The sequence below is a fragment of the Labilithrix luteola genome (assembly GCF_001263205.1).
GTDB lineage: Bacteria > Myxococcota_A > Polyangia > Polyangiales > Polyangiaceae > Labilithrix > Labilithrix luteola.
In genome coordinates, this window is sequence record NZ_CP012333.1 from 10299840 (window position 1) to 10325158 (window position 25319).

General features: G+C 66.2%; 24 protein-coding genes. 14 read left to right on the forward strand and 10 right to left on the reverse strand.

What is annotated here, in order from left to right; all coding sequences use genetic code 11:
* Positions 1 to 6 precede the first annotated feature (6 nt).
* From AKJ09_RS44395 to AKJ09_RS44410, 4 genes are all read right to left on the reverse strand, one after another.
* Positions 7 to 2574 (reverse strand): response regulator, encoded by a 2568-nt coding sequence (locus tag AKJ09_RS44395; RefSeq protein ID WP_169928372.1) that lies wholly within the window; start codon positions 2572 to 2574, stop codon positions 7 to 9.
* A 102-nt stretch (positions 2575 to 2676) separates the two neighbouring features.
* Positions 2677 to 4176 (reverse strand): serine/threonine-protein kinase, encoded by a 1500-nt coding sequence (locus AKJ09_RS44400; RefSeq protein WP_169928373.1) that lies wholly within the window; start codon positions 4174 to 4176, stop codon positions 2677 to 2679.
* A complete protein-coding gene (locus AKJ09_RS44405) occupies positions 4163 to 4381 on the reverse strand; it encodes a hypothetical protein (protein WP_146653909.1) in 219 nt (72 codons plus the stop codon). The genes AKJ09_RS44400 and AKJ09_RS44405 overlap by 14 nt, the downstream gene beginning before the upstream one ends.
* 37 nt (positions 4382 to 4418) lie before the next feature.
* A complete protein-coding gene (locus AKJ09_RS44410) occupies positions 4419 to 5618 on the reverse strand; it encodes an SPFH domain-containing protein (protein ID WP_146653910.1) in 1200 nt (399 codons plus the stop codon).
* A gap of 203 nt (positions 5619 to 5821) precedes the next feature.
* Here AKJ09_RS44410 and AKJ09_RS44415 point away from each other — a divergent pair, with 203 nt between their 5' ends.
* The 6 genes from AKJ09_RS44415 (at position 5822) to AKJ09_RS44430 (ending at position 12107) form a co-directional block, all read left to right on the forward strand.
* Complete coding sequence (locus AKJ09_RS44415) at positions 5822 to 6994, forward strand: hypothetical protein (RefSeq protein WP_146653911.1); 1173 nt, start codon at positions 5822 to 5824, stop codon at positions 6992 to 6994.
* Positions 6991 to 9384, forward strand: coding sequence for a hypothetical protein (locus AKJ09_RS53780; RefSeq protein ID WP_169928374.1), 2394 nt, complete (start codon positions 6991 to 6993; stop codon positions 9382 to 9384). The genes AKJ09_RS44415 and AKJ09_RS53780 overlap by 4 nt, the downstream gene beginning before the upstream one ends.
* Before the next feature lie 43 nt (positions 9385 to 9427).
* The gene (locus AKJ09_RS44420) at positions 9428 to 10315 is read left to right on the forward strand and encodes an SAM-dependent methyltransferase (RefSeq protein WP_169928375.1); all 888 of its coding nucleotides are present in this window, start codon (positions 9428 to 9430) and stop codon (positions 10313 to 10315) included.
* Between the two features lie 235 nt (positions 10316 to 10550).
* On the forward strand, positions 10551 to 10910 hold the full coding sequence (locus tag AKJ09_RS44425) for a class I SAM-dependent methyltransferase (protein ID WP_146653913.1): 360 nt from the start codon (positions 10551 to 10553) through the stop codon (positions 10908 to 10910).
* On the forward strand, positions 10910 to 11071 hold the full coding sequence (locus tag AKJ09_RS53785) for a hypothetical protein (protein ID WP_169928376.1): 162 nt from the start codon (positions 10910 to 10912) through the stop codon (positions 11069 to 11071). The genes AKJ09_RS44425 and AKJ09_RS53785 overlap by 1 nt, the downstream gene beginning before the upstream one ends.
* The gene (locus AKJ09_RS44430; RefSeq protein WP_146653914.1) at positions 11064 to 12107 is read left to right on the forward strand and encodes a glycosyltransferase family 2 protein; all 1044 of its coding nucleotides are present in this window, start codon (positions 11064 to 11066) and stop codon (positions 12105 to 12107) included. Before AKJ09_RS53785 ends, AKJ09_RS44430 begins: the two co-directional genes overlap by 8 nt.
* On the opposite strand, the gene AKJ09_RS44435 is transcribed toward AKJ09_RS44430, so the two are convergent.
* The 5 genes from AKJ09_RS44435 to AKJ09_RS44455 are packed head-to-tail and all read right to left on the reverse strand — an operon-like array spanning position 12065 to position 17193.
* Positions 12065 to 13207 (reverse strand): UDP-N-acetylglucosamine 2-epimerase, encoded by a 1143-nt coding sequence (locus tag AKJ09_RS44435; protein ID WP_146653915.1) that lies wholly within the window; start codon positions 13205 to 13207, stop codon positions 12065 to 12067. The two genes, AKJ09_RS44430 and AKJ09_RS44435, sit on opposite strands and share 43 nt — an antisense overlap.
* On the reverse strand, positions 13204 to 14172 hold the full coding sequence (locus tag AKJ09_RS44440; protein WP_169928377.1) for a glycosyltransferase family 2 protein: 969 nt from the start codon (positions 14170 to 14172) through the stop codon (positions 13204 to 13206). The genes AKJ09_RS44435 and AKJ09_RS44440 overlap by 4 nt, the downstream gene beginning before the upstream one ends.
* 29 nt (positions 14173 to 14201) lie before the next feature.
* Positions 14202 to 14591 (reverse strand): hypothetical protein, encoded by a 390-nt coding sequence (locus AKJ09_RS44445; protein WP_146653917.1) that lies wholly within the window; start codon positions 14589 to 14591, stop codon positions 14202 to 14204.
* Complete coding sequence (locus AKJ09_RS44450; RefSeq protein ID WP_146653918.1) at positions 14567 to 15397, reverse strand: hypothetical protein; 831 nt, start codon at positions 15395 to 15397, stop codon at positions 14567 to 14569. The genes AKJ09_RS44445 and AKJ09_RS44450 overlap by 25 nt, the downstream gene beginning before the upstream one ends.
* Entirely contained in the window at positions 15394 to 17193 is a 1800-nt protein-coding gene (locus tag AKJ09_RS44455) for a class-II aminoacyl-tRNA synthetase family protein (protein WP_146653919.1), read from the reverse strand. Before AKJ09_RS44455 ends, AKJ09_RS44450 begins: the two co-directional genes overlap by 4 nt.
* A 147-nt stretch (positions 17194 to 17340) precedes the next feature.
* On the opposite strand from AKJ09_RS44455, the gene AKJ09_RS44460 reads away from it, so the two are divergent.
* The 7 genes from AKJ09_RS44460 (at position 17341) to AKJ09_RS44490 (ending at position 23739) form a co-directional block, all read left to right on the forward strand.
* The gene (locus AKJ09_RS44460; RefSeq protein ID WP_169928378.1) at positions 17341 to 17742 is read left to right on the forward strand and encodes a class I SAM-dependent methyltransferase; all 402 of its coding nucleotides are present in this window, start codon (positions 17341 to 17343) and stop codon (positions 17740 to 17742) included.
* Between the two features lie 3 nt (positions 17743 to 17745).
* Entirely contained in the window at positions 17746 to 18048 is a 303-nt protein-coding gene (locus AKJ09_RS44465; RefSeq protein WP_146653921.1) for a hypothetical protein, read from the forward strand.
* 209 nt (positions 18049 to 18257) lie between these two features.
* Positions 18258 to 18479: a hypothetical protein gene (locus AKJ09_RS44470; RefSeq protein WP_146653922.1), complete on the forward strand. Its 222-nt coding sequence runs from the start codon at positions 18258 to 18260 to the stop codon at positions 18477 to 18479.
* A gap of 176 nt (positions 18480 to 18655) precedes the next feature.
* Positions 18656 to 20173 carry a lysylphosphatidylglycerol synthase transmembrane domain-containing protein gene (locus AKJ09_RS44475; RefSeq protein WP_146653923.1) on the forward strand — a complete coding sequence of 506 codons (1518 nt, stop codon included), beginning with the start codon at positions 18656 to 18658 and terminating at the stop codon, positions 20171 to 20173.
* A complete protein-coding gene (locus AKJ09_RS44480; RefSeq protein WP_146653924.1) occupies positions 20170 to 21639 on the forward strand; it encodes a GMC family oxidoreductase in 1470 nt (489 codons plus the stop codon). Before AKJ09_RS44475 ends, AKJ09_RS44480 begins: the two co-directional genes overlap by 4 nt.
* A gap of 13 nt (positions 21640 to 21652) precedes the next feature.
* Positions 21653 to 22699, forward strand: a complete 1047-nt coding sequence (locus AKJ09_RS44485) for an NAD-dependent epimerase/dehydratase family protein (protein WP_146653925.1) — start codon at positions 21653 to 21655, stop codon at positions 22697 to 22699.
* Complete coding sequence (locus AKJ09_RS44490; RefSeq protein ID WP_146653926.1) at positions 22696 to 23739, forward strand: NAD-dependent epimerase/dehydratase family protein; 1044 nt, start codon at positions 22696 to 22698, stop codon at positions 23737 to 23739. Before AKJ09_RS44485 ends, AKJ09_RS44490 begins: the two co-directional genes overlap by 4 nt.
* Before the next feature lie 118 nt (positions 23740 to 23857).
* Here AKJ09_RS44490 and AKJ09_RS44495 read toward each other — a convergent pair whose 3' ends face one another.
* Positions 23858 to 24598, reverse strand: a complete 741-nt coding sequence (locus AKJ09_RS44495) for an SDR family NAD(P)-dependent oxidoreductase (RefSeq protein ID WP_169928379.1) — start codon at positions 24596 to 24598, stop codon at positions 23858 to 23860.
* 144 nt (positions 24599 to 24742) lie between these two features.
* On the opposite strand from AKJ09_RS44495, the gene AKJ09_RS44500 reads away from it, so the two are divergent.
* Positions 24743 to 25024 carry a hypothetical protein gene (locus tag AKJ09_RS44500; RefSeq protein WP_146653928.1) on the forward strand — a complete coding sequence of 94 codons (282 nt, stop codon included), beginning with the start codon at positions 24743 to 24745 and terminating at the stop codon, positions 25022 to 25024.
* Positions 25025 to 25319 lie beyond the last annotated feature (295 nt).

Genomic DNA, 25319 nt, shown 5'->3' on the forward strand with positions numbered 1-25319 from the left:
GGCGCGCTAGTCCATGCCGGCGAGCGCGCGGCACTCGGCGACGCGCGGGCCCTGGGCCTTCTTCGCGCACGAGCGGTAGGCTTCGAGCGCCTGCCACTTCTTGCCGAGCTGCTGGTACGCCGCACCGAGCGTGAGCCACGCCTCGGCGTTGCCGGGATCCTTCTGCGTCGCCTGCCAAGCGAGCTCGGCGGCGCGGCCGCTCGCGTGCTTGTCGTCCTTCTCGAGTGCCTTCTGGGCAGCTTCGGTGAACGACTCGGAGCTCGGCGGTCCGGGAGGCGCAGGCTTGTCGGAAGCCGCGGACTTCGCGTCGGCCTTGGCTGCCGTCGTGGTCTCCGCGTTCGTGCCCGAGACCCCCGATGCTCCTGTCTGGTCCGACGAAGGGCGCGTGCGTTCACGGGTCGTCGGGGTGGGTTCGGCCGCCTTCACAACGGGCGCCGCCGGCGTTTCGGAGGGCGGTTCGACGGTCGTGGGCGCGGACTCGGGAGCCTCGTTCGTCGGAGCAGCCGCCACCGTCGCCACCGGCGAAGCACTCGACGTTGCTGTCACACTCCCGGCATCGCGAAGCGGCAGGCCAAGGCCCTGGGCTGTGTCGTGTTGTCCGCGATAGGTGGAGCGCGCGAAGAGCGCGATGACCGCGATGCCAATCGCCGCCCCCATCACGCCGATGGCGACCTTGCGCCCACTGACACGCGGAGCGCGCGTGGGGAGCTCGATCTCGTCTTCCGCCCACGCGTCGACGGGCGAGCCGTTCTCGTCCGATCGTGCCGAGGCCTTGGGCGCCGCGTCGGACGCGACCGTCTTGTTGTTCGCTTCGGCCCAATCGACGACCGACGGCGTTCGCTTCGCGAACACGATCGCGGGCGGCTCGGGAGCAGGTGCGGGCGGCGGAGGTTCAGGTGTAGGGGCGGTGACGGCCGCCGCTAGCGACGTCGAGGAATCCGGCGCGTCGACGACGTCCGCTTCGTTGGCGAGCGGTTCCTTCACGACGAGGACGTTCGCCGACGCCGCGGCATGCTCGATCTTCGGCGCTGGCGGTGGCGCGAGCACCACGTTCATCTTCTGCGTGCGGACGAGCGACGACGCGGGCTGCGCCGAGGTCTCGATCGGCTTCGACGGCTCCGGAGCCTTGGCGACCTCCGCCGGCTTCGGCTCGCCAACCTTCGGCTCGCCAGCCTTCGCTTCGGCAGGTTCGGTCTCGACGCGGGGTTCGCCGCTGGTCTCGACCGGCTTCGTTTCGGGAGCCTTCGCTTCGCCGTTCTTCGCCTCCGGCTTCGCGTCTCCCGCCTTCGCAGCCCGGGCGGCCTTCGCGTCGGCGACGAGCGCACCGAGCGCTGCAGGATTGAAGGGCTTCGTACGTGTCTTGGGAGAAACGCCGGCCCCGCGCGCAATCTGGCCTGGGCGCGGAATCGCGGCGTGTGGCGGCGAAGGCGAAGGCATCGCGGCGGCCGGCACGACGGGCGGCGCCGGCACGGTGACGTCTTCGTGCGGCGACCGCGCGAGCTCGACCATGGCTTCGGACGCCGTCTTGTCGACGATCGCGGGCTCGTTGGTCGAGGGCACGACGCGTTCGGGCGGAGGCGAAACGACGCCGACCAGAAGCCCCTCGAAGTACAGCTTCGAGAGCGTCGTCAGCGTCGAAAGGTCCTCGAACGGTGATTCGTCGACGACCTCTGCGAGCGTGCGCCGGCCGTCGAGGAGGCGGAGGATGCCGTTCAGCTCGTCGGGGATCTCGCTGAGGCGATCGACGAGGCGTTCAGAATCGACCTCGAAAATGCCGGCGAGCGGCGGGATCTGCTCGATCAGGCGGCCCCACTCGTCGGCGCGGCGCATGCCTTCCATGACGAGGGCCGACGTCTGGGTTTCGACCACGTCTTCGCGATCGATGTTGCCGAAGTCGACCTCGAAGTCCGCTTCGCTCCACACGAGGAGGCGGTAAACGGCCTCTTCGCCACGAAGCCCACCGACCTCGGCATCGATGACCTTGCCGTCGCGGAACCAGACGTACCCGAGGCGGCTGCCGCTCTTGAACGTGATCGTGCCGCTCTTGCGCGAGATCTCGAACGTCTGCAGGAGGTCGATCACGGTCATGTCCGCGATCGAGCCAGAGAACCGTGTTTTGAGCAGCGCCGACGAGGGCTTCGCCGCCAAGCTCTCCTGCGTGCGTCGCGCGAGGACCACGTTTACGCGAGCGAGCAGCTCGCGGACGAAGATGGGCTTCGTGAGGTAGTCCTCGACGCCGAGCTCGAGGCCGCGAATCTTGTCTTCGACCGAGCGCTGACTCGCGAGGAAAATGACCGGGATGTGTGCCCAGTCCGGGTGGTCCTTCAGGCGTCGCACGAAGCCGTAGCCGTCGAGCTTGGGCAGCTTCGTATCGCAGATGACCAAATCGGGCTGCTGGTGCTCGACGACGTCGAGCGCCGACTGACCGTCGTGGACGCACGTCAAGTTGTAGCCAGCCTTGCGCAGGCTGACCTCGAGGACCCGCAAGCTGCGCTGGTCCGCATCGACGAGGAGAATCTTCTTCTTGGCCAAGAGGGCCTCGGAAGGATCCGCCTCGGGCCCTGTGACTGTCAACGTTTCCGTCCGCTTTTGCGAGCCACGGGGACGAATTTTGCCTTCCGACGTCACGCTTCACGCGCACGGCTCAGCAAGACGCGCGTCCGTTTCCGTAAGTCGTTATTGGGCGCGCGGGGCCCAGGGATCGGAAAACTCATCCGCGCGTCGGGCGGGCGAGGCTGCGGGCTTGGGATCCTTCGGCGTCACCGCCGGCCCGACCGGCCCCTTGAACGGTTTCGGTGTGGGTTCGACGGCGGAAGTGGAGGACGCGAGCGCGCTCGGAGCGCTCGAAGGCTCGGCCGTAGGCGTGGGCTCCGACAGCTCGGCGGTCTCGACCGGTGGAGGCACCACGGTCGCGCTCGGCGACGGCGGAGCCGCGATCGATACCGTCGATACGGGAGCCGGGGGCTCAGGGGCACTCGTCGATCGACCACGGAGGATGCCGAACGCGCTGACGGCCAAGCAGGCCACGAACGCGGCGGTCGTGAGAACGATGGCCACGAGTCGCTGCCGACGCTCGCGTTCCTTCGCCTCGAGGTTCCGGATCGAGCGCTCGATGTGGTCCGCCGTGTCGACCGTTTGAAGGACGAGCGTGCGGCCCGCCCCAGGTCGTGAGCGAACGACATCGACGGCTTTCGCCGTTAGTCGCGCGAGCGCCAGTGCCAACTCCCCCGCACTGTCGAACCGCTTGGCCGGCTCCTTGGCCAGCGCCTTCATGATGATCGGCTCGAGCTCGCCGAGGTCCATGCGTGTTCGCATCGCGGGGCTCTGGGGGACTTCGAAGAGGTGCTTCGTGAGCACGCCCATGTACGTGTCGGCCCCGAATGGCACGGTGCCCGTCACCATCTCGTAGAGCACGACGCCGAGCGCGTAGACGTCGGTGCGCGCATCGACGCGCTCACCGCTCGCCTGCTCCGGCGCCATGTAATAGGGCGTTCCGAAGACCACGCCTGGCCGCGTCAGCTTGTTCGTCTTACCGACGATCTTCGCCGCGCCGAAGTCCACGATGCGAATGTCGGCCTCGGGCGCGCGGCCGAGTGAGCGTCCGACCAAGAACACGTTCTCCGGCTTGAGATCGCGATGAATGACGCCCACAGCGTGCGACGCTTCGAGCCCGTCGGCGATCGCGCGCGCCACGAGCGCAGCTTCGAACGGCGCCAAGGGCCCGCGCGCACGCAGGCGCGTCGCGAGCGTCTCGCCCTGGAGCAACTCCATCACGAAGTACGGGGCGCCGTCCGGCAAAGCGCCGAAGTCGGTGATGGCCACCACCGAGGGATGTTTGATGGCGGCCGTAGCGCGCGCCTCCTGGACGAAGCGGGCCGCCAGCTGGGCATCCGACGCGAGCTCCGCCCGCAGCACCTTCAGTGCAAAGAGGCGATCGAGCGTGACGTGGCGAACCTTGTAGACGGTTCCCATGCCGCCTTCCCCGAGCGGGGCGACGACTTCGTAGCGACGATCGATGACGGTTCCGAGCAGGCGATCGGCGCTCGGATCCCACGTGCTCGTGACGAGGCCCGCGCCGTCGAACGGGCAGAACGCAGCATCGGCCCGGAAGCGCGAGCCGCACTCGGCACAGCGCTTCACGTCGACGAATTCTTTGATCGTGTCAGTCGCCGGCATCCGCTGCATCCACGCCGGCGTCCGCGCCCAGAACCGATGCATCGGCGCTCGTGCAGACGCCCTTCTCGCAGATCAAGTCACGCTCACAATCCTTCGATCGCGTGCATGGCGCGTTGAGCCCGCTCTCGCCGCGGTCGGATCCGCAGGCGGGAATGGCGAGGAGGCCAAGGAGGACGACACCGACGACGCTCACCTCGCGGATCACGTCGTCAGTTTATCCTCATCCGGCTGAAAAAGCCGCTTCAGCGCGCCGACAGCGGGGCGCTCGCGCTCGTCGAGGTGCCGCAATTTGCACAGAACTTCGCGGCCGGCGACGTTTCCTGCCCACATCCCGTGCAGAACTTCTTCGCCTGTGCGAGGGCGTTTCCGCACTCCGCGCAGAACTTCCCACCCGGCTGGCGGGTGTTGCACTTCGAGCAGGTCACGGTCGCGCCGCCCGGCGAGAACTGGGGCTGCTGCGCTTGCGCAGGCTGCGCTTGCATGGCGCCCGCCATCTGGTTCGCCATGTTGACGCCCAGCGCCATCTGGATGCCTGCGCCCGCAACGCCGCCGTCGACGCCGTGCTGCGCCATGCCCTGGCCGGCGCCGATGATCGCCTGACCGGCGGCGTAGTTCTGGTAGTTGCCGGCGAGATTCTGAACGTAGCGCGCGTCCTGGCTGTACTTCTGATCGAGCTCGAACTGCTTCGCCTTGGCCTGCGCCTCGGCCACCTTCACGCCTCGGTTCGCCTTCGCGATCTCGGCGTTCGCCGCCACGAGACGCTGGCGATCGTCCTCCGAGAAGTTCAGGTTGAACTGGCCCATCTGCAGGATGCGCACGCCGATCTCGTTGAGATCGGGCGCATTCGCGACGAACGCGTTCGCGAGCTTGCTCGTGAGCGAGACGGCCTGGAGCACGCTCTTCTGCTCGACCTCGCAGAGCTCTCCCAGCGTGGTCTTCACGCCGTTCATGAAGAGGCCCTTGATCCAGGAGAGGATCGCGTCGTTGTCGCCCTGCGCCGCCTGGCCGGTGTAGCCGACGATGAAACGCACCGGGTCGGTCACGACGAGCGAGAACTCGCCGAAGATGCGCGGGATGACCTGCTCACCCGTGAGCGGGTCGATCATGTCGCCGATCGGACCGCCGAACGGCACCGAGCGAACGGGCGAGGTCTTCACGAAGAAGATCTCGCTGATGAACACGTCGCCGCCGGTGAAGCGGTTGACGATGTTGTTGAGGAACGGAATGTTCTGCGTCGAGAGCGTGTGACGCCCCGGCGGAAGCACGCCGACGACGCGACCATCCTTGAAGAAGACGGCGCACTCGTCGCTGTCGACGGTGAGCTGCGTCCAGTTCGGGACGTTCTGGTCCGGGTGCTTGTAGATGATGAGGTGCTTGGCCTGGTCCGGACGGGCGACCATGATCTCGCGCACGCCGTTCTTCACGAAGTCGAAGACACCCATCGTCGTTTGCTCCTGAGGCTCCTGTGAAACGAGACCTACTCTGAGACGAGACCGGACTCGTATTGATTCGAGGTCGAAGATAAATCGCACGCCCCGGCAGCGCTAGTGCTTGCGTGCCGCGCGTCCTCCGAACGGGTGACACCTCCACGCAGCAACGCCGGCCGCCACCTCCTCCAAAAGGGGTATAGAATCCGGCTCCTCCCGTGACGCTTCCGATCGACATCGCCGCCCTCCCTGGCCCTGCCCAGAAGATCCTCGATCCGAACGGGCCGGCCCCGCTCAAGGCCATGGCTGCCAAGGGCGTCGTCCCCGGCCTCAAGCCCGGCGACACGCTCGCGGTCGTGGTGCTTCTCTCGCTCGGCGAGGGAGCACCCGCCGAGCAGGCGAAGAAGACCCTCGAAAACCTCCCGGCGCCACTCCTCAACGGCGCGCTCGGTGGGTCGCTCCAGCCGGGTGTCCTCGACGTCATCGCGCCACTCTGCGCGAAGGACGCTGCCGTCGCCGAGAAGGTTCTCCTCCATCCATCGTTGCATCCCGAGACAGTGGCCTCGATGGCCGCCGTCAGCAGCGAGCTCGTCTGCGAGCTCATCGCGACGAACGAAGAGCGTCTTCTCGCAAACCCGGCGATCATCGAGAAGCTCTACCTCAACAAGCACACGCGGATGTCGACGGCGGACCGCATCTTGGAACTCGCCGTCCGCAACAAGATCGAACTCAAAGGCATTCCCGCGTTCGAGCAGGCGGCCGCCGCAATTGCCGGCGAGCTCATTGCCGAGGCCACGGAAGAGCCATCGTTCGACGACACGCAGTTCAACGACGTCGAGAAGCTCGCGAGCGAGGTCCAACTCGCCGACGGCGACGACACCCACGCGCTGAACGACGAGACCGGTCAGGAGGAAGTCACCGAGCTCCTCAAGCCGCTGCACGCGATCTGGGCCGACCTCAGGCCGCCCGCGAAGATCCGGATGCTCCAGCTGGCAACGCTCAAGGTCTACGACGAGAAGGGACGGGAGGTCGACGAGGTTCGACTCGATGCGAAGGCCGTACGCATGCTCGGCGTGCGCGACGCGAACCCGCTCGTCGCCGTAGCTGCGATCAAAGCGCCGGGCATGGGTGACAGCGAAGTCGTGCGCATCGCCGGTCTACGCAACATTTGCGAAGACGTGCTCCGCGAGATCGCCATGAACCGCGAGTGGACGCGCCACTACATGGTCAAGTACAACCTCGTCGCCAACCCACGCACACCATTTGGGCACGCGGCGAAATGGATCACGTACCTTCGCGAAAACGACCTGAAGACGATCGCCAAGAGCAAGGAAGTTCCGGGGGCGGTTCAGACCGCGGCTCGTCAGCAGCTTCAGCGCAAAGGAAAGTGAGCCCGCTCGATTCGAGTGTCGAGAGCGGCGTCGAAACCCGAGCGCCGGCGTCGGCCGCCGGCGACCCGCGCGCGAATCGCAAGCGGCTCGTCGCGTGCGTGCTCGCCATCGCGGCATCGCTCGCCATCTTCGCCGCCATCGTCATTCGCAACTTCAAGGGACCGATCGGCGACCACGTCGAGTCGTTCCTCTACGAGTACCTCAGCTACTACGTCTCGAAGAACCTGACGTTCACGCCCCTCCCCCACCTCGGGCTCGAGAACGATCAGGTCTTCTATCCGTTCGGAACGAACCAGGCGCTCCAGAGCTTCTGCGTCGAGCGCGACCTCCTCTTCACGCTCCTCGCGCACCTCTTCGGTCGCGGGCCGTGGCTGCAGTTCTATTACCTCGGCGGCCTCGTCGTTTCGGCATACGGCACCTTCGCGCTCCTCCGCAAAGACCATGGTGACGTCAAGGCAGCGTGCGCGGCGATTCTCGCGAACTGCTTCAATTTCTACGGTGCGCAGAAGTACCCGTACCACTTCAACATGGCGTGCGTTCACTGGGCGACGCTCGCGATCGTCTGTGACTTCGTCATCGTGGAGCGCCTCGTCGCAAGGCGCCCCATCACGCTCTCGCTCGTCCTCGTCCGCACGCTGCTTCTCGTCCTCTGCTTCGGCCTCGAGCTCGGGCACGTGCTCGGCTACTCGCTCACGTCGCTTCTCGCCACGTGCGTCTTCACGGCCTGCTTGCTCGCGTTCCGCGCGGTGCAGCGTAAGCGCGGCGTCGATCACGCGGAGTCCGACCTCGCACGCTTCGGTCGAGAGGCACGCATCGAGCTGAAAGAGCACTGGCCTCGAATCGTCGGACTCGTGGCGGTTATCGGCGTGTTCGCCGTTCTCTACGGCTCGATCGTCGCGCAGATCCTCGCGGCCACGAAAAAGTACGACTTCAAGAGCGTCCCCCTCGGCGTTTGGTGGTCGCAGCCGATTCGCCTGCTCATCCCGTATTTCCCCTGGATTCATCCTTCGCAGCAGCCGAAGTTCCTCCAGATTTGGGGAGACCAAGCGGAGGTCGGCATCGGCTCCGGCGGCGCGGGCCTCTTCCTCTTGCTGCTCGGGATCCTCGGTCTCGTCCAGGCCAAGAAGCGCTTGCGGTACGTTCCGCTGGTCGGGGTCTTCGTGGCGTTCGTCGTCAGCCGTCCCGACTTCGATCTGGTTCGCTGGATGCCGTGGTTTGCGTTCACCCGCGTCTTCTCGCGCGCCACGGTCATCTACAGCACGGTGCTCGCACTCTTCGCGCTCGGTATCGCGCCTGCTGCACTCCCCACGTTGGTTCGGCGCGGGCTCGTCGGGTTGCTCGCGGCCCTGTGCCTCCTCGAGGTCTACACGTTCTCCACGATCAAGATGGCGCACCCGGCGTTCGCCTTCGACGACCGCTTCATGGCCCACATGAAGAAGATCGAAGAGCTCCCCGGCGAAGCGGTCCTCGACTTCCCGTTCTGCATCCTCGGTGGCAACGGGGACCTCGCCTACTTGTGCCCGTACATGGAAAAGCTGAAGAGCGTCTACGCGCTCCAGCGCTTCCACCACAAGAAGGTGATCGGCCAGTACCTCGGTCGCGTGCACCCTTCCCAGACGCAACCCTTCGTCGACGAGGGCTGGCCGAAGATGTGGGATCCGGACGATCCCGATCCGGTCGACGCCGACAAGCAAACGCGCTGCTTGACGGATGCCGAGTGGGACTTCTTCACGGACTTCTTCTACGCCAACGACTTCGCAGGGATTCAACTCGCAGCGGATCGCCTTCCCGCGGGATGTCCGGAGCAGTTCTACGAACGGTTCGGCCAGCCGATGGGCGACGTTTCGATCCCCAAAGCAGGGCGCCTCGTTTTCATTCCACGAGATCCGAAGACGTTCCGTCGGGTCGACAAGGAAGCCGCCCGCAAGGCGCGACTCGTCGTCGTGCTCACGAACCCGATCGATCTGGTGCGCCGTCGTCGTTCGCCGATGATCGACGAAAAGCGAGGCCTCTCCGGCTGGGAGTGGCTAGGCGACGCCAAAGCTCCCCAGGACTCCTGGCGCTGGGCCACGGCCCCGTCCACGGACCTCGAATTCGAGGTGAGCGAACCGCGCGATCTCGTCGTCGACGCACGCTTCCGGAGCCCGATTGCCGACCAACGGGTGACCGTTGAACTCGACGGACAGACGATTGGTATCTGGGAAGATTTGTCGCGGGATGGGGCCATCACGCGTTCCGCGCGTGGAAAGATCGGGCCTGGACGGCACGAGCTGCGTCTCCGCTATGCCCGGGGCAACGCCTCTCCCACGCTCTTCGCGCCCGGAGATCCGCGTCCGATGTCGGTCATGTACCAGTCGCTCGTCTTGCGCACAGAGCCCGTCCGCGACTAGTTTTCCGCCGGCCGGGAGCCCGGCCGCAGCAAGGAGCGTCATCGTGGAGCGGGATACGTCCAGCGCAGGGAGCAACGGCAACGCGCACGGCACCAACGGGATGCGAGACGCGCAAGGATCACGAGACGCGCGCCCGATGCGCGACGACGCGCGCTCGACGGACAACAAGGGCTTCAATTACGACGGCATCCCCAAAGGCTACTACGACACCGTCCTTCGCCAGGGGAACCCGATCCGGCGCCTCTGGCACGTGTCGAAGTTCGAACGCGTCCTGGACTACCTCCCCGAGCGTCCGAACCAGTCCATCCTCGACATCGGCTGCTTCGCGGGCACGTTCCTCTCGCTGATCCCCGAGCACCGCTTCGCTCGCCAGGTCGGCGTCGATATCCTCCCCGAGCAGGTCGCCTACGCGAACGCGCAGTACGGAACGCCGTTCCGCGAGTTCCGGCACGTCGTCTCGATCGGCGAGCTCTCGAGCATCGACGAGCAGTTCGACTGCATCACGTTGATCGAGGTCATCGAGCACCTTCGCCCCGACGAGATCCGCGCGCTGTTCTCGGGCATCGTCCAGCGCCTCAAGCCGGGCGGGAAGCTCGTTCTCACGACGCCCAACTATGCGAGCGCCTGGCCCGCCATCGAGGTGGTGCTCAACCGCATGTCCGATGTGAGCTACGAAGAGCAGCACATCACGAAGTTCACGTTCTTCAACTTCGAACGGAAGCTCGCGAGCATCTATCCGGACCTGTTCCTCTACTTCAACACGGTCGATTTCAAGACCACGACCCACTTCGTGACGCCGTTCCTCGCGGGGTTCTCGTTCGACGTCGCGCGCGGCCTCTCGCGCGTCGTGCCCCATCAGAAGTGGCGTCATCCGTTCGGCAATCTCGCGCTGATGGTGCTCACGCGTGGCCCCGCGCAGTCCGAGCCCTGAGCACCACCTTCTACATCGACTCGCGCGGCTCCGCCGCGTAGGGCGTAGAGCGACTCGAACGCTTGGCGCGCGCTCTGTGACGGAGGCGCTCGATGGCGTTTGCTCGCAGGACCTAGCAAGGTCGTCAGGAGGGGCGCCGCTGCCGGCTCAACGGGGAGCTCGACACGACGTGTTTGTCCCGCCCTCGAGCAGTATCCCCCTCCATCGAATCCCGCGCGGAGGCTGTCGCAAAGACTTGGACGGACGACTGGGAAACGTCCGACATGCGGCCGGATTTTTCGCTCCGCGGACGGCTCCTCCGCCGTTTCATCATGGCGGTCGGCGGGACGTCGAGCGCCGCTATACGCTTCGCATTCTGAAGCGCATCCTCGGGAACTTTACCGGGAAGACGGTCCTCGACGCTGGTTCGGGGACGGGTCTGAACTCGCTCGCACTCGCCGCGCGCGGCGCTCGCGTGACGTTGCTCGATGTCGCCAAGCCCGCGCTCGAACGTCTCGGGCGCGGGGAGGTCGGATTCGAGCTGCCCATCGAAACCGTCGAACGTGACATCGATCGGGACGTTTACGTCATCGAGGAGACCGACAGGGCTGGCTGATGCAGCTCCACTTCCTCGAGTTTCTACTGCCGCGGCCGCTACGCGTGCCCTACGCGGCAACCCACGAGCTCGTTCAGAACGCGCTCCCGTTCCTCAATCGACTTCCGGGATACCGGAAGATCTCCGTGGTACGCCGCAAGAAAGAAGCAAACGATGGCTGACGCCCTGGATGTATCCGTCGTCATTCCGACGTTCGAAATGGCGTCGCACCTGCCGGCGCTGTGGAGCAGCCTGGACCGTTCCGGGGTCCTCGAGCGCGTGCGCGAGGTGGTCATCGTCGACGACGGCTCGAACGACGGCAATGCCACGCGCGACGCGCTCGACGAGATCGCGAGGGGTCCTCGCGGCGAGCTCCTGAAGGTCGTTCACCTGCCCCAGAACGTTGGACGTTTCCGCGCGCGCCTCACCGGAGCCAAGGCCGCACGGGGCGAGCGCGTGCTCTTTCTCGACACGCGCCTGGTCCTCCCCGACGGCTTCGGCGCCGCGGTTGCTGCCGCCGGCGCCAAACACCGATCGGTGATGGGCCACGTCGACATCGACGTAACCCGGAACGTCTTCTGCCTCTACTGGGACCGCTCGCACAAGTTCATCTTCCGTAGGCACTTCCGTGACACGCAAGACGTCCTGATCCTGACCGCGGAGAACTACGACCGGTACCTGAAGGGAACCACGGTCTTCTTGTGCGAGCGCGAGCTCTTCATCCGCGCGAGCGAGTGCTACGACGACCTCCTCAGCGACGACACGATGCTCATGAAGGACATGGTCGCAACGACGCCCATCGCGATCGACCCGAGTGTCCGCATTCAGTGGGTCCCGCGCGAGAATGCCCGTGACTTCCTCGCCCGGCTCTGGGAGCGGGGCCCGGGCTTCGTCGAGTACCATGTGATCGAGCACCAGGGACGATTCTTCTGGTTCGTCGTCGCCGGCGGCGTCGTACTCCTCGCCTTCGCGGGCCTGGCCGCGATCGCACCACCGGTCGCAGCCGTCGCAGCCGCAGGAGGCGTCCTCGCGACGGCGGCATCGACCGGGCTCTTTGCTCAATCCATCGTCGAGTTCGTGAAGATGGCTCCGCTGCACGTCGCCGTCGTCGGAACGTTCGGCGCGGCCGCCGTGCGAGGCCTCGGCGTCAATGCCGTTCGTGCACTGTCGAAGCGTTACGGACGCGCCAATCCCTCGGCGGCCGCCCATTCGGGGTGAACCGCGTCCTGGCGCCGTCCGTCGGCAAGGTCGTCGGCCACGATCGCACTCGGGCTCTCGCTCAACCGAACGCACGGGCGCGCCCAGCGAGACGGCACGCGCATGAACGGCTCGATCTCCGTCACCGGGTCGCGCGAGAGGAGGACGTTGCTCCCGAGGCCCTCGATGCGTTCCGTGACCTTGCGCATGAGTAGGCACGGCAGGCCGAGGTAGTACGCCTCCTCCTGGTTACTGCCGCCGTCCGTCACGAGATAATCGGCGCGCGCCAGGAGCTTCGAGAACGCGATGTACGGCTGACGCGGGAGGAGAAGAAAGCTCGGATCGCGTTCGAGTTCGCCGAGCAGGCCTTCGCGCTCGAGCGCCGCCTTCGTCAGCGCGTGCATGATGAACACGCACCGCGGCCTCTCGCGCACCGCACGCACCTTCTCGACGATGCGTCGAAGGAACATTCCGCGGAGGAGGTTTTCCTGACGATGCACGACGAGAACGAAGAACCGCTCGTCGAAAGGAACCGCCGGGGCCGCCACGTCTTCCGTCGCGAGCGCAAGGGCGAGCGAGTCGTAGAGCGTGTTGCCGTGCGTCAGCACCTTTCGCAGCCCGTGTCGATGAAGATGGCCTGAAGCCCATACATTCGGGCAGTAGGCCACGCTCGCCAGGCGTGAGACGAGCACGCGGCAGATCTCTTCAGGAAAGGGTTCGAGCGGATCGAAGCTGCGGAGCCCGGCTTCGACGTGATGGACCGGCACACCGAGGCGGTGGAAGAGCAGCGACCCTAGGAGCGTCGAGACCGTGTCACCATGAACGACGGCCTTTGCACGCGCCGGGGAGACTCCCCCGAGGGCATTCCGAAGCTTCGACGTGGCGGTCGCTCCGGTTCGGGCGAGAAATGACGCCAAACCGAGGGCATGCGGTGGGATTCGCTCCGTCGAGAGCGTCACATCCGCGCCGTGCACGTTCGCGAGACTCCAGAGCTCCGAGCCACGCAGATCGTTCTGTCCCGACGCGACGACCGTGAACGCCCGACCTCGTCGCTTCGTCTCTCGAATGACGGGGGCCATCTTCACCAGCTCGGCGGCGGTCCCCACGAAGAAGACGATCATGCCGCGTGGTCCTCGCCGAGGCGCGCACGCGCGGGTTCGTCGATGTTACGAGTCCCGCGCACGAGGAAGAGAGGACGACCGAGTACCTCCTCGTGGATCCTGCCGACGTAGAGCCCGACGACGCCGAGGGCGATGAGAACGATGCCGATGAGAAGAGTATTGAACACGACGGCCTGCGCGAGCGGTGTGTACCACCACTTTGGGTCGACGTAATAGAACGCGAGAAACATCCACATCAGCGAGAGCGTCGAAGCGAACGAGATGAGGAGACCGAGGTAAAGAAGAACTCGCAGCGGCACGGCGGACCGCGAGACGATCATGTCGATCGCGAGATTCCAGAGCTTCGGAAGCGAGTACGTCGACCGCCCATCGTGGCGTCGGGCGGCGTCGAAGGGGACCGTCTCACGCACGAAGCCGAGCCAGTCCACGATCTGGCGATAGGCCCGACGGCGCTCTCGAACCAGCAAGAAGGCAGCGCGCACCCGGCGATCGATCAACCGGAAATCCGTGCCTTCGAGCACCTGCGAGTCTCCCGAAAACAGCCGCGCGAGAGCGTCGAACAGGTGTGAGCTCGCACGGCGCAGAAACGCTTTGCGCGCCGTCCGGCGACGCACGGCGACGACGACCTCGGCGCCCGCCCTCCACTTTTCGAGGAGCGCCGGGATCACCTCCGGAGGATGCTGCAGGTCCGCGTCCATCGTCACGACGGCATCGCCTGCCCCGTAGGTCACGCCGGCGGAGAGCGCCACCTCCTTGCCGAAGTTCCGCGCGAGGGAAACGACCTTCACCTTGGCGTCTCGGTCCGCGAGGCGGGCCAGAACCAAGAGCGAGTCGTCACGGCTCCCATCGTCGACGAACACGTACTCCCAGCGCTCGCGGGCATTCGCGATCCGAACGCTCTCGAGCGCGTCGTAAAGCGGCTCGACGTTGTTCGCCTCGTTGAAGAGGGGAACGACGACGCTCACGAGCCGATCGGTAGCTGAAGCTTCCCTCGTCACCGGCGACACGTTACCTCAGGCAGCGTCGGCTGTGAGCGCTTGTGCACGACTGCTACCGCGAGAAGCACAACCAGGTCGGCCGCCAGTACCCCGAGCGTGTAGCGAGTCACCACGTTCACGCGGCCGACGGCAGCCAGCGCCGCCGTGGCGGCGCAGGCAACGATCACCGCGGAGAGGCTGGCGAGGCTGCGATCGAGGCGACCGTCGACGGCGAAGCGCTGAATGTAACCAAGGACCGCGACGAGAACGGCGGTACCGAAACAGGACGCGTAAAGCCAGATGGCCTCGTCTCCGCGGGCACGGAGAAGCGCGTGATCGACGACGACGGCGAAGACGAGCGCACCGCTGAGCACCGCTGGCGTCAACCCGCGTTCGGCAAGGCGCACGAACCAAGGCGTCGCCAGCCGGGGATCCCCGCGTGGAGCTGGTAAGGCAGAATCGTCTGCAGGGCCGACGCGCCACCGAAGAAGATGATACGCGCCGCGAGCGCCATACGCATGTAGCTCCCGGTCGTCGCAGCGTCGCTCGTCGCGGAGACCGCAAGGACGTCCAACGTAGGCAAGGCGACGGCGGCGAGTGCGAGGAGGAGCGGACGCCAGAGACGTAGGTGCAAGCTCGGAGCGCCTTCCCTGCTCCGCAGCGCCGGGGTCGGAACCGAACGACCCACCACGGCAAGGATGACGAGAAGACCGACGAGCGCCGACACCGCGTGCGAAAGGTAGAAGCCAGGCCCGCGCGCCGCCTTCGCCCACGCGAACGGCAGAGCACACCGGGTGACGGCGACCGCGAACAGCGAGAGCGCGACGGCACCGAGCTGCAGCCGTGCCTGGAGCTGACCAACGACAGCAAAGAACAGCACGTTGCCAACGACGACGACCGCGGTGAGCACGCCAGGATCGAGCACTCGACCGCCGGCCTGCCACGCGGTGATGCCGGCAAGCAGGACGAGCGCCACGGCCGCGCATGATCGTACGAGACTGAAGAGCGAACGCTCCGCGAGCGGAAAATCGAGCGACAGGAACTGCGCAACCGTCGCGACGGTCGTGAAGATCGTCACACGCGCAAACCAGGCGCTGAGCAGGCCAAACGACGCGGCATCGAGCACGGTAGCGGCATGGACCTGGAAAAGGTAGTTGAGGACGCCCGCGAGAACGTTGGCCACGAGGAACGCGAAGGCGCCGCGACCGCTCACGGCAGACACTCGCGGGGAGAGCGCACGCCAAGGTCATTGGCCGGCGCCCCTCGACAAGCATCGGGCGTCACGAACGTCCATCCCATGTCCGCACAGAACGCTTGCTTGTAAGCCTCCGGCGCGTCCAGGCCGAACCGTGCCCACGACGCGCCCGTGCAACGGGCAAAGTTCTCCTCCAGCGCCCGGTCGCCATCCGAGAAGTCGCGCGTCGAGAGCTTGGCGCGAAGTGCGTCGTCTTCGGGAGAGAGATACGCAGGGTGGATCAGCTTGCACGACGTGCCGCGAAGCTCGGACATCGCTCCGTAGTACTCGTCGACCTGGAACGCGAAGGTCGTGTACGGCACCAGCACGCCCGCTCCGCACTCGCCCGACGGAGGCGTGAGCTCGGTTCGCGCGTTGGGAATCGACCACGTCGGTACCGGGTGGAGCGGCAGATACTCGACCACCACGAGACCGAGCACGACGAGGCCGACGGCTCGCCCCGCCCAGCGCGATCGGAGCGTGGAGAGCAGAAACGAGAGAAAGACCCCCGCGCCGAGCAGGGCTGCAAGGTGCACGAACACGCCTGCTCGGTTGGCAACGCGGAACGCGGGGATCACGCGCTGGACGAGGATCGCTGGCCCCAGGTCTTCGTCGTAGTAGCGGAGGCCTTGCGGCCCGAGCGAAACGGCAAGGGCCACGCTCCCGAGGACGAGAGCGAAGAAGCCGATCGCGCGAGCTTCCGGCGCGAGCCTTCGACGGAGCCGCGAACGCGAGAGCAAAACGATGGTCACAGCAGCCGCGCCGAGCACGGTCCAACGGATTCCGTTCGTCCGCTCGTGGTAGTTGCCCGAGACGGAATCGCGCACCGAACGCGTGATCCCGCGCCGGGCGGCGATCAGATCGCGATCGCCGTAGCGCACATCGCCCGCCACGTAATCGACGAGGCGCGCGCCGAAGACGTGGAGATAGAGGTGTTGCTCTTCCCTGACCTTCTCCGGTTGCGTCACCGCGGGGAGGTGGCGGGCATCGGAGGGCGCGACGGGAACGAGTGCCGTCCACGCGAGGAACAAGGTGGCCGGCAACCCCGCAAGCACGAGACGTCCGAGAGCCCGTAGGCGCGACGCTCGGCGCGGCAGCAGCGCTGCATAGAAGGCGATGAAGATCGGTGCAAAGACGACGACGAGGATGACGTAGTAGTGCGCGGCAAAGGCCACGAGCAGGAAAAGCGCCGCGGCGACGACGACCTCCCGTCTCGCACTCCAACGGAACGGCGGTGGAGCGCCCGCAAGGATCCGGATCCCGGCAACCGCGAGGGGCGCAAAGTAGAGACCTACGAGCGCGATGTGACACGCGGCACGCGCGCGCGTGTACGGAGAGATCGCCCACGCGACCGCGAGGGCGAACGCGACCAGGCGCGTCCAGCCAAGGAGCCGTCCGCACGCGTACATCGCGAGCCCACTCGTGACGAGGTAGGTCCAAACGACCGCCGTGGGCATCAGCTCGGCGCGCATGAACGGAGCGAGCGCGAGGACGATCAGGCGCTCGTTCCAAGGGATGTAGACCGCAGAACCGTCGGGCGTCGTGATCTGATCGGAATAAATGGCCCCGAAGAGCAACTTGTGCGGCTCGTGACGGAACGTGTCGAGGACGAGTTGGTACTGCCACGGGTTCGTGACCGAGTCGCTTCCGTCGCCGAGCATCGACGACGCGTTCCCCCGAAGCAGCTCCACCGACGCGGGATGCAGCCAAATGAAGCCGAGCACCGTAAACAACACGGCGACCACGACCAGCTCCAAGAGATACGCGCGGCGCATCGAGAGCGCGTTCTAACGAGGAGGCGTCGAGATGGCGAGGACCGAGGCTTGGCACTGCAAAAATTCACCGTCGAAATCCAAGGCGGCCCGGACGCCTGGACGCGAGACGCCGCGATGCGTTAGATGCGAAGGCAAAAGAGGCCGCGCTTGAGCAGGATCCAGGACGTCGACGACTACGCTCGAAAGTGGCCCCAGTTCGACGACGACGTCGTCCCGCCCCTTCTCGAACGCTATCTCGCAGCGCGAAAGCCGCCGACGATCCTCGACGCCGGCTGTGGCGAAGGTTCCTTGGTGCGCGCGCTCGTCCGCCGCAAGCTCGTCTCTGAGCGCGTGCTCGCTTGCGATGCCTCTTCGGTCCGCATCGCCCGCCTCGACAAGCCCGGCACAGCCGTCACCGCGTTCGTCGACGACGTCGAGAAGCTCGAGAACGTCGACACCAGCTCGATCGATTTCTTCGTCTCGTCCCAGGTTATCGAACACGTCGACGACGAACGCATGCTCCACACCGTCGCGCGCGTGACGCGCCCAGGCGGGCTCGTCTACCTCTAGACGGTGCAGAAGCGTTGGTATGGTTGGTACTACCATCGGAACGAAGCCGGGTGGGTCCTCGACCCAACCCATCTTCGCGAGTACCGCTCGGACGGCGAGCTCCTTCGCCACGTGAATCCGGATCAGTTTCTGGTTCGCGAGAACGTCAAGAGCCCCATCGCATATCCGGTCGCCGACTTCCTGCTTCGACGACTACGCCACGACGCCTACGCATACCGCAAACACACCTGGTTGCGAGCACTCCGCGCGGCGAAGGTGCGGCTGCCTGGCTATGCAATCTGGGAGCTCGTACTCGAGCGACTCTGAGCGCACCTCGCGGTCACGCCAAAGACCGATCGATCGATCGCGCGCCCCCGCGGGTGGCACAACTGGCACACGCGAATTTGCGAAGAACTGTAGCATTCGCAACTCCTTCGCGCTCAAAAAGGTCCGGTTCGGGAATTGCAGTCATCCTGGGACGATGGGAACCGGATGGTGGTTCGCTGCAAGCGCTCTCGGCGCGATGCTCGTGTTGGATGCTCGACACGAAACGCTGGAAGCGATGGCGATGGCGTGGACTTCGCGCAATATCCGACGGAGGTTGCTGGGAAGACGTCGCTGGAACGCGCGTCGTCTTCACGACCGTCACCGGCGAAACGAGCTACCTCGGCGAAGAAGGCTGGTGCAACGACGCGGGGCCGGCTGCCGTGAGGGGCATCGATTCCGTCCTCGCGGAGCTGTCGAAGCTACCTCGCTGAAGTTCGTTCTCGTCGAGGACGCACGGCGCCTCGGCGAGTGCCGGCTGCGCGGTGCTCCGGAGCGGTCGCGTTCTTCCATTTCGAGCGAACGGCCATCGCTTGAACCACTGGCTCTACGCGGATCCCCGTGGCAATGCTTCCCACTTCGCGGTAGACCTCCGCGGGGGGCGTAGGGGTTGGCGACGGGGATCAGGAAGCAGCGGATTGCCGTCGTCACCGTTGGCTTGCTGGCCAGCGCGGCGTTCATGTATCTCGCGGTCCGTCGGCTGGACTTCGGTTCGCTCCGATCCGTCCTGGCGAGCGCACGAATCTGGCCCTGGGTTCCTCTCGGAATCCTCTCGTACGTGGGCGGGCACGTCCTCCGCGGCCAGCGTTGCCGGCTCCTCGTGAGCAAAGACGCGAGCCTTGGCCTCGGCACGGCAAGCAACGTCGTCGTCGTCGGCTACGCGTCGAACAACGTCTTCCCGGCTCGACTCGGTGAGTTCGTTCGCGCCGGCATGCTGGCCGAGCGAACCGGCATGCCCGTCGCTCAATCGCTGGTCGTCACGTTCATCGAGCGCGTCTTCGACGGCCTCGCGATCCTCGTCTTGCTCGTTCTCGGCACGTTGAGCGGCAATGCTCCGCCTTGGATGCACGAGCTCGTACGCGTCGCACTCGTTGTCTTCGGTAGCGCCTGCGCGGTGATGGTGCTCGGCGCCCACTCCCCCAGCTTCGTCGTCACCGCGGCGTCGCGCATTGGTACGAAGCTCGGTGAGAAGTGGCACGACCGGCTCGTTGCCCTCGCCACGAGCATCACGAGCGCCGGTGCATGCCTTCGTAGCCCACGCGACGCGATCAGCATCGCGCTCTACAGCTTGCTCATCTGGACCTTGGAGGCTGGCCTCTTCATCGCCCTTCTCCCCGCCTTCGGCTTGCCCCTTCGGTTCGCGACGGGCGCCGTGGCGATGAGCGTGACGAACCTCGGCCTCCTCGTGCCGTCGAGCCCGGGCTTCGTGGGGCCCTTCCACTTCTTCTGCTCACGTGCGGTCATGGCGAGCGGCGTCGCCGAGGCCACCGCGCTAGGCTACGCGACGGTGGTCCACCTCGCCTTCTTCGTCCCGGTCACCCTCTGGGGCGCGGGAGCGATGCTCTGGTACGGCGTGCAGGTCGGCGCCACGGCGGCCATGGCGCGCGCCGCGCGGAAAGAGGCCAAGACCACGCTCGTGCAGGGCATCCAGGTCCACGAAGTGGCGTCGCTCCCCAGGGTGCGCGTCGAGGAAACGACCACCCCGTTCGTGCGGGCCCTGGTCGAAGCAGTCGTCGTGCCAGAAGGAACGCAGGCCAGCACGGCGGTGATCGACGATACCGCGGTCTTCGTCTACGGCCAGCTGCGCGAGCTGCCTCCCTCGCTCGGCCTCCTCTTCGAGTGCGGGATGACGTTCTTCCGATTCGTCACCCGCCTTCGCTATTTGCGTGGATACTGCAACCTTTCGCTCGACACGCGGCGCCGCTGGCTCCACGCTTGGGCGGAGAGCCCGTACGCGCTGTTCCGCAAGCTGATGAAGCCCATTCGCGGGGTTGCGCTGCTCGGCTACTACGACCATCCCATCACTCGCGCCTCCATCCTCGAATCACCCGAGGCGCTTCTGGCGCCTGCATCGCTGGTGCGAGGCAAGGAGCTCGACACGAAAACCGCGGCTGAAGCACAGTCATGACCGAACGCGCCGTACGCACTCAGGTGCTCATCATCGGGTCGGGTGCTGGAGGCTCCGTCACCGCTCTCGAGTTCGCTCGCGCGGGCGTCGACGTCACGATTCTCGAAGAAGGCAAGCGCCACGACCGCACGACGGACTACGCGCTCGGTACCACCGAGAGCATGAAGCGCCTCTATCGCCGACGCGGAATGATGCCGATCGTCGGACGCGTGCCGATGGGCTACGTCGAGGGGCGCTGCGTCGGCGGTAGCACGGAGATCAACAGCGGCTTCTGGCATCGCACGCCGCGCGAAGTGCTCGTGCGCTGGCGTGCACAGTTCGACCTCGAAGGCGCCTCCGTCGAAGACCTCGCCCCGCACTTCGACTGGTGCGAGGAGCAGCTCTCCGTCGGTCTCTCCGACCGCCCCTGGGCGAAGAGCACGGAGATCTTCGCTCGAGGCGCCGACGCCATGGGCTGGGCTTCGAAGGAAGTCCCCCGCGCGGCAACGAACTGCCAGAACAGCAACGCTTGCGCGACCGGCTGCGCGACCGGCGCCAAACAAGGCATGAGCATCTCGCTCCTGCCGAAGGCCGAAGCGGCCGGCGCTCGCCTGATCACGGGCGCCCACGTGAAGCTGCTCGTCAAGAGCGGCGATCGAATCACGGGCGTGCTCGCCGAGCTGGACGATCCGGAGAGCGGCACGCGGCGCATGGTGCGGATCGACGCCGAGCATGTCTTCGTCTGCGCCGGTCCGACCGAGACGCCTGCCCTACTTCGACGAAGCGGAATCAAGTTCCACGTCGGCGACACGCTGCTCGTCCATCCCATGCTCAAGGTCGTGGCGCGCTTCCCCGAGCGGATCGACGCCTACGACAACGTCCTGCCGCTCCTGCAGGTGCGAGAGTTCTGGCCGGAGGTTTCGATGGGCGGCGCGTTCTTCACGCCGGGCCACGCCGCGCTCTCCCTGAGCGACAACTGGGCTCCCAAGCGCCTCCAGCACCTCCGCAACATGGCCGGCTATTACGTGGCCGTGCGAGGTCGGGGTCGCGGCCAGGTCCGCCCGGGCGTCCTCGGCGACGACAGCACGGTCCTGCGCTACGAGCTGGCCGACGAGGACGTAGTGAACCTCTCCGACGGCCTTGCGCGCCTCTCCGAGCTGCTACTCGCCGCCGGTGCCGAAGAGGTCTTCCCCTCCGTCCAGGGGCTCCCGAGTATCAAGACGGAACGCGACGCCGTTCGCTGGCTCGACGACCGAATCCCGCGGAGCGCCCTCAGCCTCACCACAGTGCATGCCTTCTCCACGTGCCCGATCGGCGAGCGCGTCGACCGGTGTGCGGCCGATTCCTTCGGGAAAATGGCTCGTTTTTCGAACCTCTACGTCAACGACGCGAGCATGTTGCCCGACTCGCCGGGCGTGAACCCTCAAGGCAGCGTCATGGCCTTCGCGCGTCGCAACGCTCTTCACTTCCTCGACGCGCAGTCCTAAGACACCACCCCGCATGACTCTTGCCATCGTCACTGGCGCGCCCGGCTGGCTGGGTACCCGCCTCGTGCAGTCTCTCATTCGAGGGGTCGTCGACGTTCCGTCGCTTGGACCGTCGGATCGTAAGGTCCGATGCCTCGTCCTGCCGGATGCCGACATCACGGAGCTCACCGCTCTCGGTCCTCAAGTCGAGATCGTGCGGGGCGACGTGAGCGACGCGAACTCGCTCGTTCCCCTCTTCGAGGGCGCGCGCGGCGCCACGGTCTTCCACGCCGCCGGTGTCATCCACCCCACGCGCGGCACGAAGCAGTTCTTCGACGTCAACGTGCAAGGCACGACCAACATGATCGAGGGCGCGAAGAAGGCCGGCGCGCGCCGCTTCGTCCACGTGTCGTCGAACTCGCCCATCGGGACGAACCCCACCGAAGAGCACGTCTTCGACGAGAAGGCGCCGTACAACCCGTACATGCTCTACGGCAAGACGAAGATGCTTGCCGAGCAGGTCGTCAACAACGCCCACGCCACGGGCGAGATCGAGACGGTCATCATCCGGCCGCCGTGGTTCTACGGGCCCGGCCAACCGCCGCGTCAGACGCTCTTCTTCCAGATGATCCGCGACGGCAAAGCGCCCATCGTCGGCAACGGAAAGAACCGTCGCTCGATGGCCTACGTCGACAACATTTGCCAGGGCCTGCTCCTCTGCGAGCGCGTCGAAAAGGCCGCCGGGCAGACGTACTGGATCGCCGACCGCACGCCTTATCCGATGAACGACATCATCGATACGATCGAGCGGGTGATGGAGAAGGACTTCGGCGTTTCCTGCGTGCACAAGCGCATGAAGCTACCGGGCTTCGCGAGCGAAGTGGCGTGGGTCATCGACGCCACGATCCAGGGCGCCGGCGCCTACCACCAGAAACTCCACGTGCTCAGCGAGATGAACAAGACCATCGCCTGCACCATCGCGAAGGCGGAAGCGGAGCTCGGGTACGACCCGAAGGTGGACCTCGAGCTCGGCATGCGCCGCTCGATTCAGTGGATGCTCGATCGAGGTGAGAAGCTATGAGCGGAATTCAGCTGGTCACGGGCGGCGCGGGCTACTTCGGAACGCTCCTCGTCGAGGCGCTCGTCAAAGAGGGCAAGAAGGTTCGCATCCTCGACATCCACGATGCCGACCTGCCGAACGGCGTCGAGAAGATCCGCGCGGACATCCGTGACGCCGCGGCCGTCGAGCGCGCGTGCGAGGGCGTCGAAGTGATTCATCACAACGTCGCGCTCGTGCCCCTCGCCAAGGACAAGGAAGCGTTCTTCGCCGTCAACGAAGGTGGAACGAAGAACCTCCTCGAGGCGGCTCTCAAGAAGAAGGTCCGCAAGGTCGTCAGCACCTCGTCGAGCGCGGTCTACGGCGCCCCGGCCAGAAACCCCGTCGACGACAACACGCCCACGCTCCCCGCCGAGGACTACGGCAAGGCGAAGCTTGCCGCCGAGCACCTCTGCCACGACTACGAGAAGCGCGGTCTCGACGTCACGATCATCCGTCCCCGCACGATCATGGGCCATGGCCGCCTCGGCATCATGCAGATCCTCTTCGAGTGGATCCGCCAGGGCCGCAACATCCCGGTGCTCGGCCGTGGCGACAACGTCTACCAGTTCGTTCATGCCGACGACCTCGCGAGCGCGTGCCTCAAGGCCGCCGAACGGCCCGGCTCGACGATCTACAACGTGGGCGCCGAGAACTTCGGGACGATGCGTGGCCTCCTCGAGTCGCTCGTGCGTCACGCCGGAACGGGCAGCCGCGTGGTGTCGGTCCCCTCCTCGCCGGCCGTTGCGATGATGAAGGTCACGAGCCGTCTCGGCGTCTCGCCGCTCGGGGCGTACCACGCGCTCATGTACGGCAAGTCGATGCACTTCGACGTCTCGCGCACGAAGCGCGAGCTCGACTGGAGCGCGAAGTACTCGAACGAGGAAATGTTCGCCGACTCCTACGACTGGTACATCCGGCACCGCGACGAGGTCCTCCATCGTCGCAACGCCTCGCATCACCGGTCGCCCGTTCGCCAGGGCGTCCTGTCGGCCGTCTCCGTAGCGCTCAACTTCGCGCGCTGACCTCGCTACTGCGAGTAGGCGACAGGCGATGTCTTCGCAAACGTCATCCGGTACGACGTTTGCGAGCACATCACCCGCTGCCTGGCAGACCCCTCGGGTCCGACGCCAGCAGATGCGCCTAGCGGCCGATGCCCCAGATTTCGCCCGTGGCCCAGGTCGCGTCGAGAAGGGCCAGGACGACGTGAACGACTTCTTCCGGCGTGCCGAAGCGGCCGAGTTGGGAGCGCGTCGCGAGGCGGTGCTGACGGAGCGGATCGGCGTCCGCTTCGGGATCGGCGACGATGCCGAGCTCCGCGATGTTCACGCGGACGTCCGGCGCCAACTCCACGGCGAGAGCACGGAGGCCGGTGCGGACAGCGCCCTTCGCCGTGAGGTACGCGACGTGGTGCTCGTACGGACGCGTGGTGCCGGCGTCGCCGAGGGCCACGACCGCGCCCTTGGCCTTCGCCAGATCGCCGGCAAGCGCGTGGACGAGGAGCAGCGGCGCGATGCAGTGAACGGTGAGCGTGCGCTCGAGATCTTCGCGACGAAGCTCGTCGAACGGCGTGCGGGGGAATGGTCCGCAGGCGAGGACGATGTCGTCGATGCTTCCGCGCTCGTCGGTGGCCGGGATGGCGGTGCGCAGCCCCTCGACGATCTGCGAGACGGCGTCGCGATGCGTGAGATCGGCACAGACGACCTGGGCCGGACCGCGTCCTCGGTCGAGGCTGATCGCCATCTGCGCCAGCTTGTTCGGATCGCGCGCGGTGAGCACGATCTCGTCTCCCCGGTTTGCGAGAGCTTCGCTGATGGCGACGCCCAGGCGACCGGTCGCGCCCACGACCAAGACCCTTCGGCTCTTCCGAGCTGCGGCGGACATGGGCTCGGGTATACCTGAAACGCCACCTTTCCGGATCGGGAATGCCGCAGGGGTCGGTCGTCCGGCGAATGTCAGGCGGGGGACCGGCAAGAGCATGGTGTCCCTCCGGCCGGATCACGTGTAAAAAGGGAGGGCATGGGCGGCATGAGCGACACGCGCAACACGGACTCGAGCTCGGGCTCGGGCTCGCTCTCGCACGCGGACGTCACCCAGCTCTGGGCGAAATTCCGGGCGGGAGAGACGGTGCATTGCCCCCGCGATGCCCACGGAATCGCGCTCGCGGTCGACGGTGCGGCCAAGGCCTACCGGCTCGTCTGCACGAAATGCGGGCTCGCTTCGCCATGGTTCAGCACGGGTCCGTCCGGCGTGGTGTTCAAAAGCCCGCCTGCAACGCTGAACCCGAACGGCAACGCTGCGGACGAGTAGCGCGGGCGGTTCGAGCCCCGGACGCTCGTGCATTCTGTTTGCGCGGGCGGCTGAGCCGCTGTCCCACGCTCGAGCTGTCGCGGGACGGCGAACGATCGCGACCGGGACACTTCCGCGCGCTCGTTTGACGAAGCTCCGCTGGTCTGTCATTTTCTCGGGCAAGGCGATGTTCACGACCCGCGAGGCCCAGCTCCAGACGATGTCTTACGGACACAAGCGTCCGAATGACTTCGTTTGCGGCGTCGCTCTCGCTGCGGTTCCGGTGGTCTCCATGATCCCGGCGCTCTCGAAGGTC